Consider the following 13,241-nt stretch of genomic DNA (forward strand, 5'->3'; position numbering starts at 1 on the left):
CGTCTCCGCCCGGCGCACGGGCACGGTGGTTCCCGGGACTCCAAGCAACGCTGACCGGGCCGGACGCTCCCGAGAAAGGATACCTGACTAAAGAACGAAGCGCAGTCGTCTCCATGAATGCGTTCAGAACAATAGGAGGAAACAGAACACAATGCTGACGTCTTTCCGGAACATTTCGATCGCCGCGAAGCTCTCCGGCAGCGGCATTCTGGTGGTGATGCTGGTCGCCGGCATCGCCTATTGGACGCACGAGGTTTTCGACCAGGTTCGCACCGACATGACCCTGTCGCAGCGCGCGGCGCAGGTGGCGTCGATCACGCAGGAGATTCAGGCCCGTTTCATGGGCGTCGCCTACACGAACCTCGCCATCACGGCGGCAGGCAGCGAGGAGGAGGTGAAGCGGCTCGAAACGGTGAGCGTGCAGGGCCGGGAGCAGAGCCGGATGCTCCTCGACCGGGTCATCGAGGCGTCCGTACACCCCGATCGGAAGGCGACGCTGCACGAGGCGCGGGAGATGATGCAGCGCTACGGTGAGCTGGCGGAGCGGGGTATTGCCGCTCGGCGGCGTTCCCTCCAGGCCTCCGAACAGGACTATCGGACAGCGCGGGCGGTTCTTGACCGGGAGGTCGCAGCCGCGGTTGGCACGACGGAGGCCAACAGCCCGCAGGGCAGCGCCATTCGTGTCTATGAACGGGGGATGAAGGCTGCCTTCGATGCGGCAGCGGCTTTCCTGGTGACCGGTGCGGATGGTGACGCCGCGAATATCGCGCGGGCGGAGGAGGCGTTGCGCGCTCCGGTTGCCGAACTTGAACGGCTGGCCGCGACCGGTCCGAAGTTTCGTGACGCCGTCGCCGCGCACGCCGTGTTCACCGGGGCGCTGGCCGAAATGATCCGTTCACGGCAGGTGAACGACCGCATCTGGTTCGGCGAGGCTCGTCCGTTGCGCTTGGCCATGCAGGATCGCCTGACTGCCATCGCCGACGCCGCTCAAGCTCGTTCCGCCGAACTGGCCGAGCATGCGGTCGTGACCACCGACGACGCCGTCCGGCGCACCTTGATCGCCATCGCCGCGCTGATCGCCCTGGTCGCCGGGATCAACGTGGCGCTGTATCGCATCATCGCGACGCCGGTCATCCGGCTCACCGGCGTCATGCGGAGTCTGGCGGGTGGCAACACTGACACCGCGATCCCGGCGCTGGAGCAGCGGGACGAGATCGGCGCCATGGCGCGCGCCGTGGTTGTCTTTCGCGACAGCATGGTCGAAGCACAGCGGCTCCGCGCGGCGCAGGAGCACGCCCGTGCCGAAGCCGAGGCGCGCAAGGCGGAGGCGATGCGGCGCATGGCCGAGACGATCGAACGCGAGGCGGGCCGAGCCGTGGAGCAGGTGGCGCGGTACACCGGTGCGATGGCCCGGGACGCCGACGGCATGGCCGACTCGGCCGACCGGGTGAGCATCAACGCACAGAGCGTCGCCGGGGCCGCCGGGCAAGCGCTGGCGAACGCCCAGACCGTGGCCGCGGCAACGGAGCAGCTGGCGGCGTCGATCCACGAGATCTCCGGGCAGATCGCCCAGGCCGGTGCCGTCACCCGGCGGGCGGTGGAGACTGGACAGCAGACCCAGGGGACGATCCGGTCGCTGTCCGACACGGTGGGGCGCATCGACGAAGTGGTGAAATTGATCAGCGATATCGCCGCGCAGACCAATTTGCTGGCGTTGAACGCCACCATCGAGGCGGCGCGCGCCGGGGAGGCCGGCAAGGGTTTCGCCGTCGTGGCGCAGGAGGTGAAAAATCTTGCCAATCAGACGGCGCGCTCGACCGGGGAGATCACTCGCCAGATCGCGGAGATTCAGGGAGCGACGGCGACGGCGGTGACGGCGGTGGATGAGATCGGCGCCACCATCGGCGAGATCGATCGGATCTCCAGCGCCATCGCGGCGGCCATGGAGGAGCAGGCGGCAGCAACCCAGGAGATCAGCCGCAACGTCGTCGAAACCTCGAACGCGGCGCAGGAGGTGTCGGCCCGCATCGCCGTGGTGTCCCAGGAGGCTGAGCACACGGGCGGGCAGGCGCAGCACCTGCGTGACGGATCGGGCGCGGTCGCCAGCAGCATCGAGGAGCTTCGGCACGTCCTCGTCCGCGTCGTTCGCACGTCAACCAGCGAAGCGGACCGGCGTCGGCAGCCGCGCTATCGGGTGGACGAGCCCTGCACCGTGACGGTCGGCAGTCAGACGCAGTCCGGGCGGATTGTGAACCTGTCGGTTGGTGGCGCCATGATCACCGGGTTGACCGGCCTCGGCGCAGCGGATCGCGGGTCCTTGCGCCTGGACCGGCATGGCGTGCAGATCGGGTTTGAGGTTCGCAGCCTTTATGGTGACGCCGTTCACGTCGAGTTCGCCGAGGCCGATTCGTCGGCTCCCGCCTTCACGGGTGTGATCGAGCGCCTGACCCATGGGCTTCAGCCGCTCGACACCCTGTCCCTCGGCGCAGTGGCTTGAACTTGGAGTGGGGCCGGTGCGGCGCTTGCAGAACCGGCCCCACTCATCGCCGATCGGAACGGTCGGCCAACGCCGGGCCGAATCGGGCGCCAGGGCCTTCCTGGTCCACCCATTCAGCCGGATGGCGGGAGGTGCTGGCTGTCCAGAAGCACTCCCGGCGACACGCCCAGCGCGTCGGCGAGTTCCTTCAGCACCGTGACGGTCGGGTTGCGGGCGCCGCGCTCGATGCCGCTGATGTAGGTGCGGTGCAGGCCCGACTCGAAGGCAAGCTCCTCCTGCGACCAGCCGCGCGTGCGCCTGATCCGCTGAACGTTGAGCCCGACCTGCTGGCGGATATCCATCCGGGCAGCTAGCCGGCGTGCAGCCTATCGGTCTACAGACTATGAGTAACATTTCGTTAGGAGCAGGTGCGCTACGGTCCATGCTGCACATCCGGAGCGCGAGAAATGCCGAACGCTCACCCCGCAGGGAAAGGCCTGAGGCAGGAGGAGACTTCGTGGACGTCGTATCGGGGGCGAAGCACCAGGGGCGTGGTCGCCGGCCCAAGGCCGGGAGCGGGCTGGACATGGTGGACACGCACGTGGGCAGCCGGCTGCGGCTGCGCCGCACGCTGCTTGGCCTGTCGCAGACCGAACTGGGGCGAAGGCTCGGCCTGACGTTTCAGCAGATCCAGAAATACGAGCACGGCACCAACGGCATCGCAGCGTCTCGGCTCTGGCAGTTGGCGGAGGTGCTCGACGTGCCGGTCAGTTTCTTCTTCGATGACATGCCGGACACGGCGCTCCGTGCCTCCGAACCGCCTGATACTGAATCACCACCGATGGGGCGGCGGGAGACGCTGGAATTGGCCAAGTGCTACTACCGGATCAAGGACCCACACGTACGCCGGGGGATCTTCGATTTGGTCAAGGCGACCGTGGGCGCGGTCGAGGGCATGATCAAATGACGTCCGTCTCCTGCGGCCGATCCTTCTTGAACCGAACCCCTTCGCCGCCGCCGTTCTCTGGGATGAATTCCACACCGGCAGCCTCCAACGCCGCGCGAAGAGCACGAAGGGTCCGGACGTTGAGTTGGCGCTCAATTTCCCGCTCGAAGTCGGCCACGGTCTTCGTCGAAACCTCCGCCGCCTTCGCGAGGTTCTGCTGGTTCATCCGCACCAGGGCCCGTCCCGCACGACATTGTGCCGGAGAAATGACATTATTCTTGGCATCAGTCATTTTTTATGGTGTCATTATCAATGTCATTTTGCATTATATCAGTTGCGGCGAAAGCCGCAAAGGAGGTGACGTGTCTCCAAGGACGCGAACGCCAAAGATAAGCCACGCATCCCGGAAAGGGAGCATCGTTGCCGCTGCTCGTCTACTGACCTCCACTTTGAGAGAGAGTCAGGACGCCGACCCGCTCATCCTGCTCTGGCAGGATTGGCGGGAGACCTTCGCCTCCTCGCAGCGGCTGTGCCGCGAGGCCCAGCGCCTGGAACGGGAATTAGCCGAGACGATCGGCTTTCCCCGTGTCGAAATCCCCCTCGACGACCCAGGGTGCCCCTCGGTTGTCGCCACGGAAGCCCGCCAGATCGACCGGGTGCTGGGGACGGCGCCGGCCACCCGCTCCCTGCGCCGGCGACTGAAGCGTGACCTCGCCGCCGCACAGGCGCGCTGGGACGCCGAGGCGGCGGCGGTCGGCCTCACCAGCGCCGTGGAGCGGGAGGCCGCCGCGGACCGGCGGGTGGACGAGTTGCTCAAGACCGCGTCCCGCACGCCGGCACACTCGCTCCTCGGCGTCATCGCCAAGCTCGCCATCGCGACCGAATGGAGCGAGTTGGAGCCGGACGCCGACGGCTATCCCTGGGACTTCATCCGCGGCGTTCTCGCCGACCTGACCGCGCTGACCGTAAAGGAAGCCTAGCGTGGCTCGTGCCTCTTTCCATGCTTTGGGTGGGTGACTGCCAAGAGAGCACCGCCAAGCTCCGCAAACACAGGAATCATGTCCGAGCGCACAAGTCGGGATCATTTGACGGTGAACAGAGGAAGCCTCGTTGCCGCGCTGGTCGGATCGGCGGTTGCCGTCACCATGATCGCCCAAAGGCGCAGCCCGAACTGTGCAATCAAGATAACGCACGGAACGCAAAGAACATTTTTCGTGTGCGATGCCACTGCGTCAAAATGACCACCCGCTACCGCTTGGCAGTAAAATGTATATTAACGGTTGTTGATGTTCAATGTTTGCAAATGGATCTGGCAACTCGCGACGAGGGAGGGCATAAAGATCTTTATAGAGAAAATTAAATTCCCAATGAAATCGTCAGCGCTCTTGATGGTTTCTGTTCGGATAGAAAGTGAACATCATTTTTCTTTCTGTCAAAGGCGGGTGCTGTCCGCTTTGACGGAAACAAACGGATGAGCAACTTGCCCATCCCGAGCGAAAGCCTGTGCCCTCTGGCGAGTGCGAAAGAGGAGCCTTGTGCGTATGCGACGTCACTTTGAAGCAATCTCACCGATCCTGGAGCAAATCTTATACGGAGGTTCCAGCGTATCGCTGAACCTGCTGTCCATTACCCAAAGCCTGCCGGAAGAGGCCCATCTCTTCCGGACGCATGCTCTGAACCATGTCATCCTGTTCAAGTACCCGAATTTCGACGAAAGCCAGGGCGACGGGCACGATTTCCTGAATTGCGACGCTGGGAACGCGCTCAGCAAGCGTCCGGTCGAAACCGGCATTTACATCCCCCATGACGGCCGTCAATGGGAGACCGGTGGGGTCGCCATCTATCTGAGGTCCCGCAACAGCACCGTTCTATTGGAGGAGCACTTCGGTCCCGAAGCGGTGGAACAGGAAAGTGTCCATAACGACCTTAGCCTTCTGTCCCTGATCGACAACATTCCATCTCTGGATGCCTTTCTGCTGAAGACTTACTTCGAAGCGAAGAAAATTCGGCTCGATCAACGTTATTGGCAGATTGCCGCAGAGGAGGAAGCCCAGTTGCGTCGGCTGATCAGCCGGCGAGTGGAGCCAATCGTGCGCAAGGCCGTCAACGATGGTATCGGCAGCGAGGCGATCGTTGGTCGGTTTCTCGACGCCATCTGGAATCCCGACATGGAAGAGGCCGGGCATTTCGTATCGGCCTTCGGCATCGATCACTCCGAAGCCGACGCAATCTTCAGCGCCTGGAAGGGGATCACTTTCTATGAATACCAACTCCGCCGCATCGCTCCGCGGGTCCGCACCATCATCACATGGTTGAGATCCCGGGAATGCGTGCCGGCTGACTTGAAAATGCACCGTCCCTACGATGAGCATTTGCTGATGCACATTGACCGGGTGGGGCATATGCTCAACGCCACTCTGCTGGATATCCGCCACATTTTGGGCGAGTACGAGAAGAGCTTCAAGGCGCTGATGAATGGGTCCCCGTCACTGTTCCGCGAGTTTTTGCGCACAATCCATGCGCATTACTGGCTTCTGGGCTATTGCGTGTCGGCGCTGATCAGCGTGGTGCATCTTGACAATCGTTGCATGAAGAACTTGCCGTCCCGCCACGTCGATTTCGAGACGTTGAGCCGCCTGCTACGCCAGTTCGATGTCGCTCTGGACCGGCGACGGGAGCAGAAGTCAGCGTTTTGATTGTCCGGCACCATGACGACGTCGAGCGATCGCCGACAACGCTTCTGAGACAGGGAGTGCCCGATAGGGCTGTGCAGCCCAAGCCGGAGACGGAGATCCGACAAGCGGGCGCCGCCCTCTATGGTGCGTTCCGTAATCTCCGTCCGGTTCGACCGAGTCCCCGCGCCTTGGCGAGCGCGGAGCAGGACGCCGCGTGGTTTGGAGCAGTCATCGGGTAGTTGTCCGGCAGTTTCCAGCGCGCCCGGTACTCCTCCGGCGACAGGCCATAGACGGTTCGCAGATAGCGCTTCAGCATCTTCAGCCTCCGGCCGTCTTCGAGACAGACGATGTGGTCGGGAGTCACCGAGCGGCGGATCGGCACCGCTGGCTCCCGTACGGGGTTAGGCGGTTCCGCGGGCGTGCCAAGGGTCGTCAGGGCCCGGCGCACGGCCGCGATCAGCGGCGGCACCTGCTCGACACCGACACGGTGGTTTCGGACATAGGCGGCCACAATCCTGGTAGCCTGCTTGAGAACATCGGTCATGACACAGAGCACTCGGCGTTGACGTTGCATACTATTGTATGCGGCTGTTGTTGGCCGGTCAAAATCCATATTTCAAGAATGGCTTTTTGATCCTTTCGTTACGTGGCCGGGCACAAGGACCGCTTCCACACACGTGCTTGAGCGCTGTCACGAAAAGCCAAGCACGGTCTGGATGGCCGCGATGACTGGCGGGGGACTCACCGGTTTGGCCAGGATGACGATGCCGGCTTCCGTTGCGTCGCGCAGTTCGTCGAGGGCAGTGTCGTCCGGAGCGCCGGTCATCATGACCACCGGCAGCGCGGGGCGCGCTGCCCGTAACCGCCGGATCAGTTCCCGTCCGTCGAGGCGGGGCATCTGGAAATCGGTCATCAGCACGTCGACGGGGCCCTGGGCCTGGAGTGCGAGCGCCTGCACGCCGTCGTGGGCGAGCGTGACGTGGTAGCCAGCTTCCTCCAGGATGGCGCGCAGCGCCCAGGCGACCAGAACGTCGTCCTCTGCGATGAGGACGTGGATGGGCGTGTCCTTGGTCATGGCTGATGTCCTCATTGCCCCTCGGGATGTGCCGGTTCGTACCGGCCGCGCGCCGACGATCACCGCTTCTCTTCGATCCAGGCCGACCGTGTCTTCCATACCGTTGTCGGCTCCTTCCCAGGCGTTTGCCGCCACGTGAGGCTGGGCGATGCCGGTGGCGGGGCGGGCATGTGGTCCGTCCATCACCGCTCTGTGGTCGGGAAAAGGCGGTGGACCATTGCGGCTCGGGAGTGTATCCCCATCGGCATTGCAATGCGACTATAATAGTCGTCTTTGTGGCGCCGGACGCGCGCTTCGGGAATGTGATCATCGATGATCACACCCAGGCAAATACGGGCGGCGCGGGCACTCCTCGGCTGGACGCAGGAAACGCTGGCGGACACGGCTCTGGTCGCTTTGACCGCCCTAAAGCGGCTTGAATCGGACCGCCTTGAAGTTCGGGACACGACGCGCGACGCCGTGCGCAAGGCGTTGGAGGAGCATGGCGTCATCTTTCTGTCGTCGGCCCGCGGCCTCGGCGTCATGCTGGTCGATCAGCCGGAAGACACGCCCGCTGCGCCGCTGGAAACGTCCGGGCAGAAGCGCGGCTGACCGCCCGTCGCCCGGCCTTTCCATTTCCTGTCTCCGTTGACCCCTTAAGGCTTCCTCCGTGCGGGCGCCTCTGCCGCTGCACGGCGGATCGGGGCGCCGGCTCCGGGCTGGGCAGAAGGCTCCTTGGACCCCGCCGCCCGCCGCCCTGGAGTGGGGGTGCTGGTTCAATCCCCGGCATCTGCTCAAACCAGTCGACAGCATTCCGCTCGTCGAAGCCGAAAGCGCGCTGCCACGCTCAAGCAGAGGACGTTGCCTTGGTGGCTTGATCCAAGCCAAGAGGCTTTCGGAAAGCCGGCGCGGTTGAGTTTGTCCAATCCGGCCAGTCCTGCAAACGCCGCAACACAATCTTACGCTCATGGAAACCGGGCTCCTTTTCAACTTCACAGGGCGCCAGACCGGAGCGCCCGCTTCCACCCATCAACTCCAGTTAGCGCACCATCATCAAAGCCAAAGCCGCCGCTCAACTTCCGATGTGTGTCGCCAAGGACGAACCGTCATTCGAAAGGGATAGAGTAAATTACCTTGGTGGTGCGGAAGCAACAGTGAAGATGAGTTTAAATCTCTTAACCAACGAAGCATAACTTCATAGTTAACAAATATTCATCACCTCCGCAGTGAATCTTTGATCGCGTGATTCGCATTGTTGACTCGTGGTGTATATGGGGTATGTTTGCATGGAGTTTGGGGTTTTCAACCCATTCTCCGTCACCTGTAAAGATTGTTGTTTGAGCCCATCAGAATGATTCGGAAAGCGCCATTTGCCTCAATGTCCTTGCAACGGCAGTTTATGGCCCTGATCGGGATCGGCCTGTCGTTGTTGTCGGCAGTCTGCCTGTTTGGCGTCGCCTGGCTCCAGACGGACCAAATGGAGCACAACATGGAAGAGTTCAGCCGCAATGAACTGGACTCGCTGCACGCGCTCATTGTGAGCGTGATGGCCAAACGCCCGACCGACGCCGAGGATGTCGGGATCGGGTGTTCAACGACTGGTTCCGCCAGCGCAACACCGACTATCCCGGTCAGATCTGGAGCGCCTGGTCGCCGTCGGTCGCCAGCCACATGGCCGGGGGCTCCCCGAGCACCCCGCCCAAGGAACCGCGCGACGACATAGATCGGGAAGCGCTCCGTTCGGGCAAGCCGGTCGGCCGGTATGTCGGCGACACCTACCGGATGACGCTGCCCATTGTTCTGGGCGAGACGCCGGGCGCCGACCAGGACGTCTGCTTCACGTGCCACAGTGCGATGGGACTGCGGAAGGGCGACGTCATCGCCGTGCTGTCCAGCCAGCTCGATGTCGGCGCGGAGCAAAGCCGCCTGCGCGACATTCTGCTGAAATTGCTCGGCTGCGGCGTGCTGCTGACCGTGACCAGCATGCTGGTGGTTCGCTGGACCTTGGTGAAGCGCGTCACCGGCCCGGTCGCCACCATCACCCGCTCGATGGAGCGCATGGCCGCCGGGGACTGGGCGGTCGATATCGCGGGCGCGGAGCGCTGCGACGAGGTCGGCGCCATGGCCCGCGCCCTGGCGGTGTTCCGCGGCAATGCGGAGAAGCGGGCCGAACTCGAAGCCGGCCAATCGGCCCAGGCAGCGGAACGGGAGCAGCGCATGCGTCACATCGAAGAGTTGGTCCACCATTTCGAAGGCACGATCGCCCAGGTACTCGGCAACCTCTCCTCGTCCACCGAACGATTGGTCGGCACGGCGCGCAGCATGACCGAGACGGCCGACGCCGCCATGCACACGTCCGAGCGGACCGCGGAGGCGGCTGGGACGGCGTGCGGCAGCGTGCAATCGGTGTTCGCGGCCGCTGATCAGCTGGCAAGTTCCATCCACGCCATCGGCGACGAGGTGTCGCGCTCCACCCGAGTGTCGAAGGACGCCGTTGCTTCAGTGGTGCGTTCGACGGAACGGGTCCGCGCGTTGGAGGAAACGGCGCGGCAGGTCGCCGGCATCGTCGATCTCATCTCCAGCATCGCCGGGCAGACCAACCTTCTCGCCCTCAACGCGACCATCGAGGCGTCGCGGGCCGGGACAGCCGGGCGCGGGTTCGCCGTGGTGGCCTCCGAGGTCAAGGCGCTCGCCGCGCAGACCATGGGGGCGACGCGCGAGATCATGGAGCGCGTCGGCGCCATCACCGAAAGCACCGCCGAAGCCGTTCAGGCGGTGCGGACGGTTGCGGCCACCATCGATTCCATCGACGGCGCTCTGGTGACGATCGCGGAGTCCGTGGAGCAGCAGGACGCCGCCACGCGCGAGATTGCAGCCAACAGCCGGCAAGCTGCGGAAGGCACCGAGACCGTGACGGACAACATCCGCATCGTCGGCTCAAGCATCCATAAGGTCGAAGAGGTCGGCCATACCCTTCAGGCCGTTGTCGATGATCTCGACCGGCAGGCAAAAGTCCTCCGCGAGGAGGTCGATCTCTTCCTTTTCGGTATTCGCACCGCATAAGGCCCTTCTTCTCGTTTCGGGACCCAACCCATGCTGAACGTCATTCGAAAAACCCGCCTCGCCAGCCGGATCACGGCAACCACCATATTTGGTCTTCTGCTCATGTCGGGGACGCTCATTCTGCTGGTGGGCAACGATCTGAACGCCCACCTGTCCAAGCAGGCGAACCAGCGCCTGGACGAAAACGTCTCTGCGATGCGGGAACTGGTGCTGTCGCATGGAGGCGCGTTTCGATCCGAGGAAGGGACCCTCTGGGTCGGTGCCCGCAAGCTCGACGGGCAGAACGCGCTGCTGGACCGATTTGCCGGTGCTGTCGGTGGCGTCGCGACGATCTTTCATGGGGATGTCCGGGTGGCGACGACCATCGTGACGGACGGCAAGCGTGCGACCGGCACGCGACTGGCGCCGGGACCGGCCTACGAGGCGGTGTTCACGCACGGTCGGTCGTATCGTGGCGAGAACACGATTCTCGGCAGGCACTACATGACGGCCTACGATCCGATCCGCGACGATTCCGGCCGCGTCATCGGCATCCTGTTCGTCGGCGTGGAAAAGAGCCAGTTCTATGCGGCCATTGACGCGCTGATCCGGCGGGTGACGCTGGCCGCCTTGCTGGTGACGGCCATCGTCGCGGTCGCCGTGTTCGTTGCGATGCGGGTCACCTTCCGCCCCTTCGACGCGCTCCGCCGGGTCATGCTCGACCTTTCGGAAGGCCGCAAGGTGGCGTCCATTCCCGGACTCGGCCGTGGGGACGAGCTTGGCGACATGGCGCGCACCTTGGAGGGCTTCCGCGAGAACCTTCTTCGGGTGGAGCGACTGCGGGCCGAGCATGAGGAGCATGAGCAGCAGGTCGTCATCGAGCGGAAGCGCTCGATGCTCGCGATGGCCGACACCATGGAACAGCGGGTCAAGGGCATGATCGCCGCCATCGGCCGGCAGATCGAAAGCCTGCACACGGCGTCCGGTGCCATGTCCGCCGAGGCGCAGCAGACCAGCGCCCAGAGCGCGGCCGTTTCCAGCGCCTCGCAGCAGGCCTCGGCCAATGTGCAGACCGTTGCCTCGGCCACCGAAGAGCTGAATGCGGCCAGCCAGGAAATCAGCCAGCAGATCGAGCGGTCGACCGATGTCGCCCGCTTGGCGGCGGACCGGTCCCGCCGCACCGATCAGATCGTCCAGGGGCTGGCGCACGCCGCCGGGCGGATCGGCGAGGTGGTGGACATCATCCGTCAGATCGCCAGCCAGACGAATCTGCTCGCGCTGAACGCCACCATCGAAGCGGCCCGCGCCGGTGAGGCCGGCAAGGGCTTCGCCGTGGTGGCGCACGAGGTGAAGAACCTGTCCAGCCAGACCGCCCGTTCCACCGACGAGATCGCCCAGCAGATCGCGGTGGTGCAGGACGCGACCGAAAAGGCCGTGGCGGCCATCGAGAACATCGTCGGCACCATCCAGGAGGTTCATGAGACCTCCTCGTCCATCGCCGCGGCCATCCATGAGCAGCACGCCGCCATTGCGGAGATCAGCCGCAAACGTCCAGCAGACCGCGGCCGGAACCGCGGACATCAACAGGCACATCGCCGACGTCTCCGCGGGCGCACAGGGAACGTTGCAAGCCGCCCACATCGTCACCCTGGCGGCGGACGAGCTGGTCCGGCAGTCCGAAGCCCTGGAACAGCAGGTCGAGGACTTCCTGAGCGAGGTTCGCCAGTCGAATCGCCTGAGCGAGGCAGCGTGAGCAAGGGCGCAGCAAGCGAGGATATGGCCCGATGGCAAACAGGCATCACCCGCTGACCGGGTTTGAGCGCACCTTCGATCCCGGAGAGTTGATCGTCACGAAAACCGATCTGAAGGGCCGGATCAATTATGCAAACCGGGTTTTCCTGCGCATCTCCGGGTATGACGAACATGAAGTGATTGGGGCGCCGCACAACATCCTGCGCCACCCGGACATGCCGGCCTGCGTGTTCAAGCTTTTGTGGGACACCATCGGTGCCGGCCGGGAAATCTTCGCCTATGTCAACAACCGCGCCAAGAGCGGCGACCATTACTGGGTGTTCGCCCACGTGACGCCAAGCTTCGACGAAAACGGCACGGCCATCGGCTATCACTCGAACCGGCGCGTTCCTCGCCGTGACGCCGTCGAAACGATCCGGCCGCTGTACGCGCAACTCCTGGCCGAGGAGCGATGCCACGCAAACCCCAAGGCCGCCATGGTCGCCTCCACTGCTCTGTTGAGCGACCTCCTCAAGCGGAATGGCACAACCTATGAAAAATTTATCTTCGCTTTATAGGTCGGGCATCCTCACCGCCGGCTCGGCCGCCCTGCTGTTGGGGTCGGCCCTGTGGGAAGCCGCGACGGGCGGAGCGGCGCCGCCGATGGCCGTGGTCACGCTGCCGGCGGGGGCGGCCACGCTCGCCGCCTTCTTCTTCCAATGGCGGGTGGGCGAGGCGATCAAGAGGGCGACCGAGGTGTGCCGCCAGGGGGCCTCCGGACGGTTCGAGGCCCGCCTCGTCCGCATGCGCGAGAGCGGAGAGGTCGGGGCTCTGTTCGATGCCATCAACGACCTCCTCGACCGGTGGACGCGTTCGTCCGTGAGGCGACCGCCTCCCTGGACGCCGTCGCCAGGGGCGAGTTCAGCCGTTGTCTGGTCGAAACCGGCCTGCACGGCGCCTTCGCGCGGGCGGCCGGGGCGATCAACCGCTCCTCCGCGCACATGGCCGCCCGGATGGCCGATCTGGAGCGCAGGACCGCCGATTTCGAGAACCGCACGCTCGCCATCGCTACGACGATGGCCGACGCGGCGGCGTCGCTGCGCGCGGACGCGGCCAATCTGGCGGAAAGCTCCGAAGGGACCGTGGCGATCGTGTCGGACGTCGGCGCTGCCGGCCGGGCCACGTCCGATGTGGTTCGCCGGGCGCTGGAAACCTTGTCCGCCTTTGCCGAACGAGTGACGGAGGTCGAGCGCCATTCCGCCGTGTCCGCGGCGCAGCTCGCGCGGACGGTTGCGCAGGCTCGCGAAACGGATTGAG

At 64.4% G+C, this 13,241-nt stretch carries 14 protein-coding genes; 9 read left to right on the forward strand and 5 right to left on the reverse strand.

From position 1 onward, the window contains the following. Nucleotides 1–151: 151 nt before the first annotated feature. The gene (locus tag F1643_RS22180) at nt 152–2,497 is read left to right on the forward strand and encodes a methyl-accepting chemotaxis protein (protein WP_255542383.1); all 2,346 of its coding nucleotides are present in this window, start codon (nt 152–154) and stop codon (nt 2,495–2,497) included. A 113-nt stretch (nt 2,498–2,610) separates the two neighbouring features. Here F1643_RS22180 and F1643_RS04215 read toward each other — a convergent pair whose 3' ends face one another. Next, complete coding sequence (locus F1643_RS04215) at nt 2,611–2,838, reverse strand: helix-turn-helix domain-containing protein (protein ID WP_137106387.1); 228 nt, start codon at nt 2,836–2,838, stop codon at nt 2,611–2,613. Between the two features lie 155 nt (nt 2,839–2,993). Here F1643_RS04215 and F1643_RS04220 point away from each other — a divergent pair, with 155 nt between their 5' ends. Further along, the gene (locus F1643_RS04220; RefSeq protein WP_247896610.1) at nt 2,994–3,443 is read left to right on the forward strand and encodes a helix-turn-helix domain-containing protein; all 450 of its coding nucleotides are present in this window, start codon (nt 2,994–2,996) and stop codon (nt 3,441–3,443) included. Here F1643_RS04220 and F1643_RS04225 read toward each other — a convergent pair. Continuing rightward, nucleotides 3,436–3,714, reverse strand: coding sequence for a transcriptional regulator (locus F1643_RS04225; RefSeq protein WP_137106385.1), 279 nt, complete (start codon nt 3,712–3,714; stop codon nt 3,436–3,438). The two genes, F1643_RS04220 and F1643_RS04225, sit on opposite strands and share 8 nt — an antisense overlap. 157 nt (nt 3,715–3,871) lie before the next feature. On the opposite strand from F1643_RS04225, the gene F1643_RS04230 reads away from it, so the two are divergent. Together F1643_RS04230 and F1643_RS04235 are read left to right on the forward strand one after the other, a co-directional pair. Then, complete coding sequence (locus F1643_RS04230; RefSeq protein ID WP_247896609.1) at nt 3,872–4,402, forward strand: hypothetical protein; 531 nt, start codon at nt 3,872–3,874, stop codon at nt 4,400–4,402. Between the two features lie 561 nt (nt 4,403–4,963). After that, nucleotides 4,964–6,118, forward strand: coding sequence for a hypothetical protein (locus tag F1643_RS04235; RefSeq protein WP_194911014.1), 1,155 nt, complete (start codon nt 4,964–4,966; stop codon nt 6,116–6,118). Between the two features lie 118 nt (nt 6,119–6,236). Here the strand turns inward: F1643_RS04235 and F1643_RS04240 are convergent, their stop codons facing one another. Beyond that, nucleotides 6,237–6,641: a MucR family transcriptional regulator gene (locus F1643_RS04240; protein ID WP_194911016.1), complete on the reverse strand. Its 405-nt coding sequence runs from the start codon at nt 6,639–6,641 to the stop codon at nt 6,237–6,239. Between the two features lie 147 nt (nt 6,642–6,788). Then, the gene (locus F1643_RS04245) at nt 6,789–7,172 is read right to left on the reverse strand and encodes a response regulator (protein ID WP_194911018.1); all 384 of its coding nucleotides are present in this window, start codon (nt 7,170–7,172) and stop codon (nt 6,789–6,791) included. A gap of 312 nt (nt 7,173–7,484) precedes the next feature. Here F1643_RS04245 and F1643_RS04250 point away from each other — a divergent pair, with 312 nt between their 5' ends. The 4 genes from F1643_RS04250 to F1643_RS04265 all read left to right on the forward strand — a co-directional run bounded on the left by F1643_RS04250 (nt 7,485) and on the right by F1643_RS04265 (nt 12,502). Then, nucleotides 7,485–7,763 (forward strand): hypothetical protein, encoded by a 279-nt coding sequence (locus F1643_RS04250; protein ID WP_194911020.1) that lies wholly within the window; start codon nt 7,485–7,487, stop codon nt 7,761–7,763. A gap of 1,059 nt (nt 7,764–8,822) precedes the next feature. After that, complete coding sequence (locus F1643_RS04255) at nt 8,823–10,214, forward strand: methyl-accepting chemotaxis protein (protein WP_194911029.1); 1,392 nt, start codon at nt 8,823–8,825, stop codon at nt 10,212–10,214. 30 nt (nt 10,215–10,244) lie between these two features. Further along, on the forward strand, nt 10,245–12,002 hold the full coding sequence (locus F1643_RS04260) for a methyl-accepting chemotaxis protein (RefSeq protein WP_255542384.1): 1,758 nt from the start codon (nt 10,245–10,247) through the stop codon (nt 12,000–12,002). Further along, on the forward strand, nt 11,978–12,502 hold the full coding sequence (locus F1643_RS04265) for a PAS domain-containing protein (RefSeq protein WP_194911037.1): 525 nt from the start codon (nt 11,978–11,980) through the stop codon (nt 12,500–12,502). Before F1643_RS04260 ends, F1643_RS04265 begins: the two co-directional genes overlap by 25 nt. Here F1643_RS04265 and F1643_RS04270 read toward each other — a convergent pair. Continuing rightward, nucleotides 12,497–12,769 (reverse strand): hypothetical protein, encoded by a 273-nt coding sequence (locus F1643_RS04270; protein ID WP_194911039.1) that lies wholly within the window; start codon nt 12,767–12,769, stop codon nt 12,497–12,499. The two genes, F1643_RS04265 and F1643_RS04270, sit on opposite strands and share 6 nt — an antisense overlap. Nucleotides 12,770–12,787: 18 nt before the next feature. Between F1643_RS04270 and F1643_RS04275 the strand changes: the two genes are divergently transcribed. Next, nucleotides 12,788–13,240, forward strand: a complete 453-nt coding sequence (locus F1643_RS04275) for a hypothetical protein (RefSeq protein ID WP_194911041.1) — start codon at nt 12,788–12,790, stop codon at nt 13,238–13,240. Nucleotide 13,241 lies beyond the last annotated feature (1 nt).

The organism is Azospirillum sp. INR13 (assembly GCF_015390205.1).
GTDB lineage: Bacteria > Pseudomonadota > Alphaproteobacteria > Azospirillales > Azospirillaceae > Azospirillum.

Excerpts from the sequence above, each read along its gene's own strand:
- F1643_RS22180 (WP_255542383.1), top strand. The coding sequence starts at position 152 with ATGCTGACGTCTTTCCGGAACATTTCGATCGCCGCGAAGCTCTCCGGC.
- F1643_RS04215 (WP_137106387.1), bottom strand. The coding sequence starts at position 2,838 with ATGGATATCCGCCAGCAGGTCGGGCTCAACGTTCAGCGGATCAGGCGC.
- F1643_RS04225 (WP_137106385.1), bottom strand. The coding sequence starts at position 3,714 with ATGACTGATGCCAAGAATAATGTCATTTCTCCGGCACAATGTCGTGCG.
- F1643_RS04235 (WP_194911014.1), top strand. The coding sequence starts at position 4,964 with ATGCGACGTCACTTTGAAGCAATCTCACCGATCCTGGAGCAAATCTTA.
- F1643_RS04240 (WP_194911016.1), bottom strand. The coding sequence starts at position 6,641 with ATGACCGATGTTCTCAAGCAGGCTACCAGGATTGTGGCCGCCTATGTC.
- F1643_RS04245 (WP_194911018.1), bottom strand. The coding sequence starts at position 7,172 with ATGACCAAGGACACGCCCATCCACGTCCTCATCGCAGAGGACGACGTT.
- F1643_RS04250 (WP_194911020.1), top strand. The coding sequence starts at position 7,485 with ATGATCACACCCAGGCAAATACGGGCGGCGCGGGCACTCCTCGGCTGG.
- F1643_RS04255 (WP_194911029.1), top strand. The coding sequence starts at position 8,823 with ATGGCCGGGGGCTCCCCGAGCACCCCGCCCAAGGAACCGCGCGACGAC.
- F1643_RS04260 (WP_255542384.1), top strand. The coding sequence starts at position 10,245 with ATGCTGAACGTCATTCGAAAAACCCGCCTCGCCAGCCGGATCACGGCA.
- F1643_RS04265 (WP_194911037.1), top strand. The coding sequence starts at position 11,978 with ATGGCAAACAGGCATCACCCGCTGACCGGGTTTGAGCGCACCTTCGAT.
- F1643_RS04270 (WP_194911039.1), bottom strand. The coding sequence starts at position 12,769 with ATGGCATCGAACAGAGCCCCGACCTCTCCGCTCTCGCGCATGCGGACG.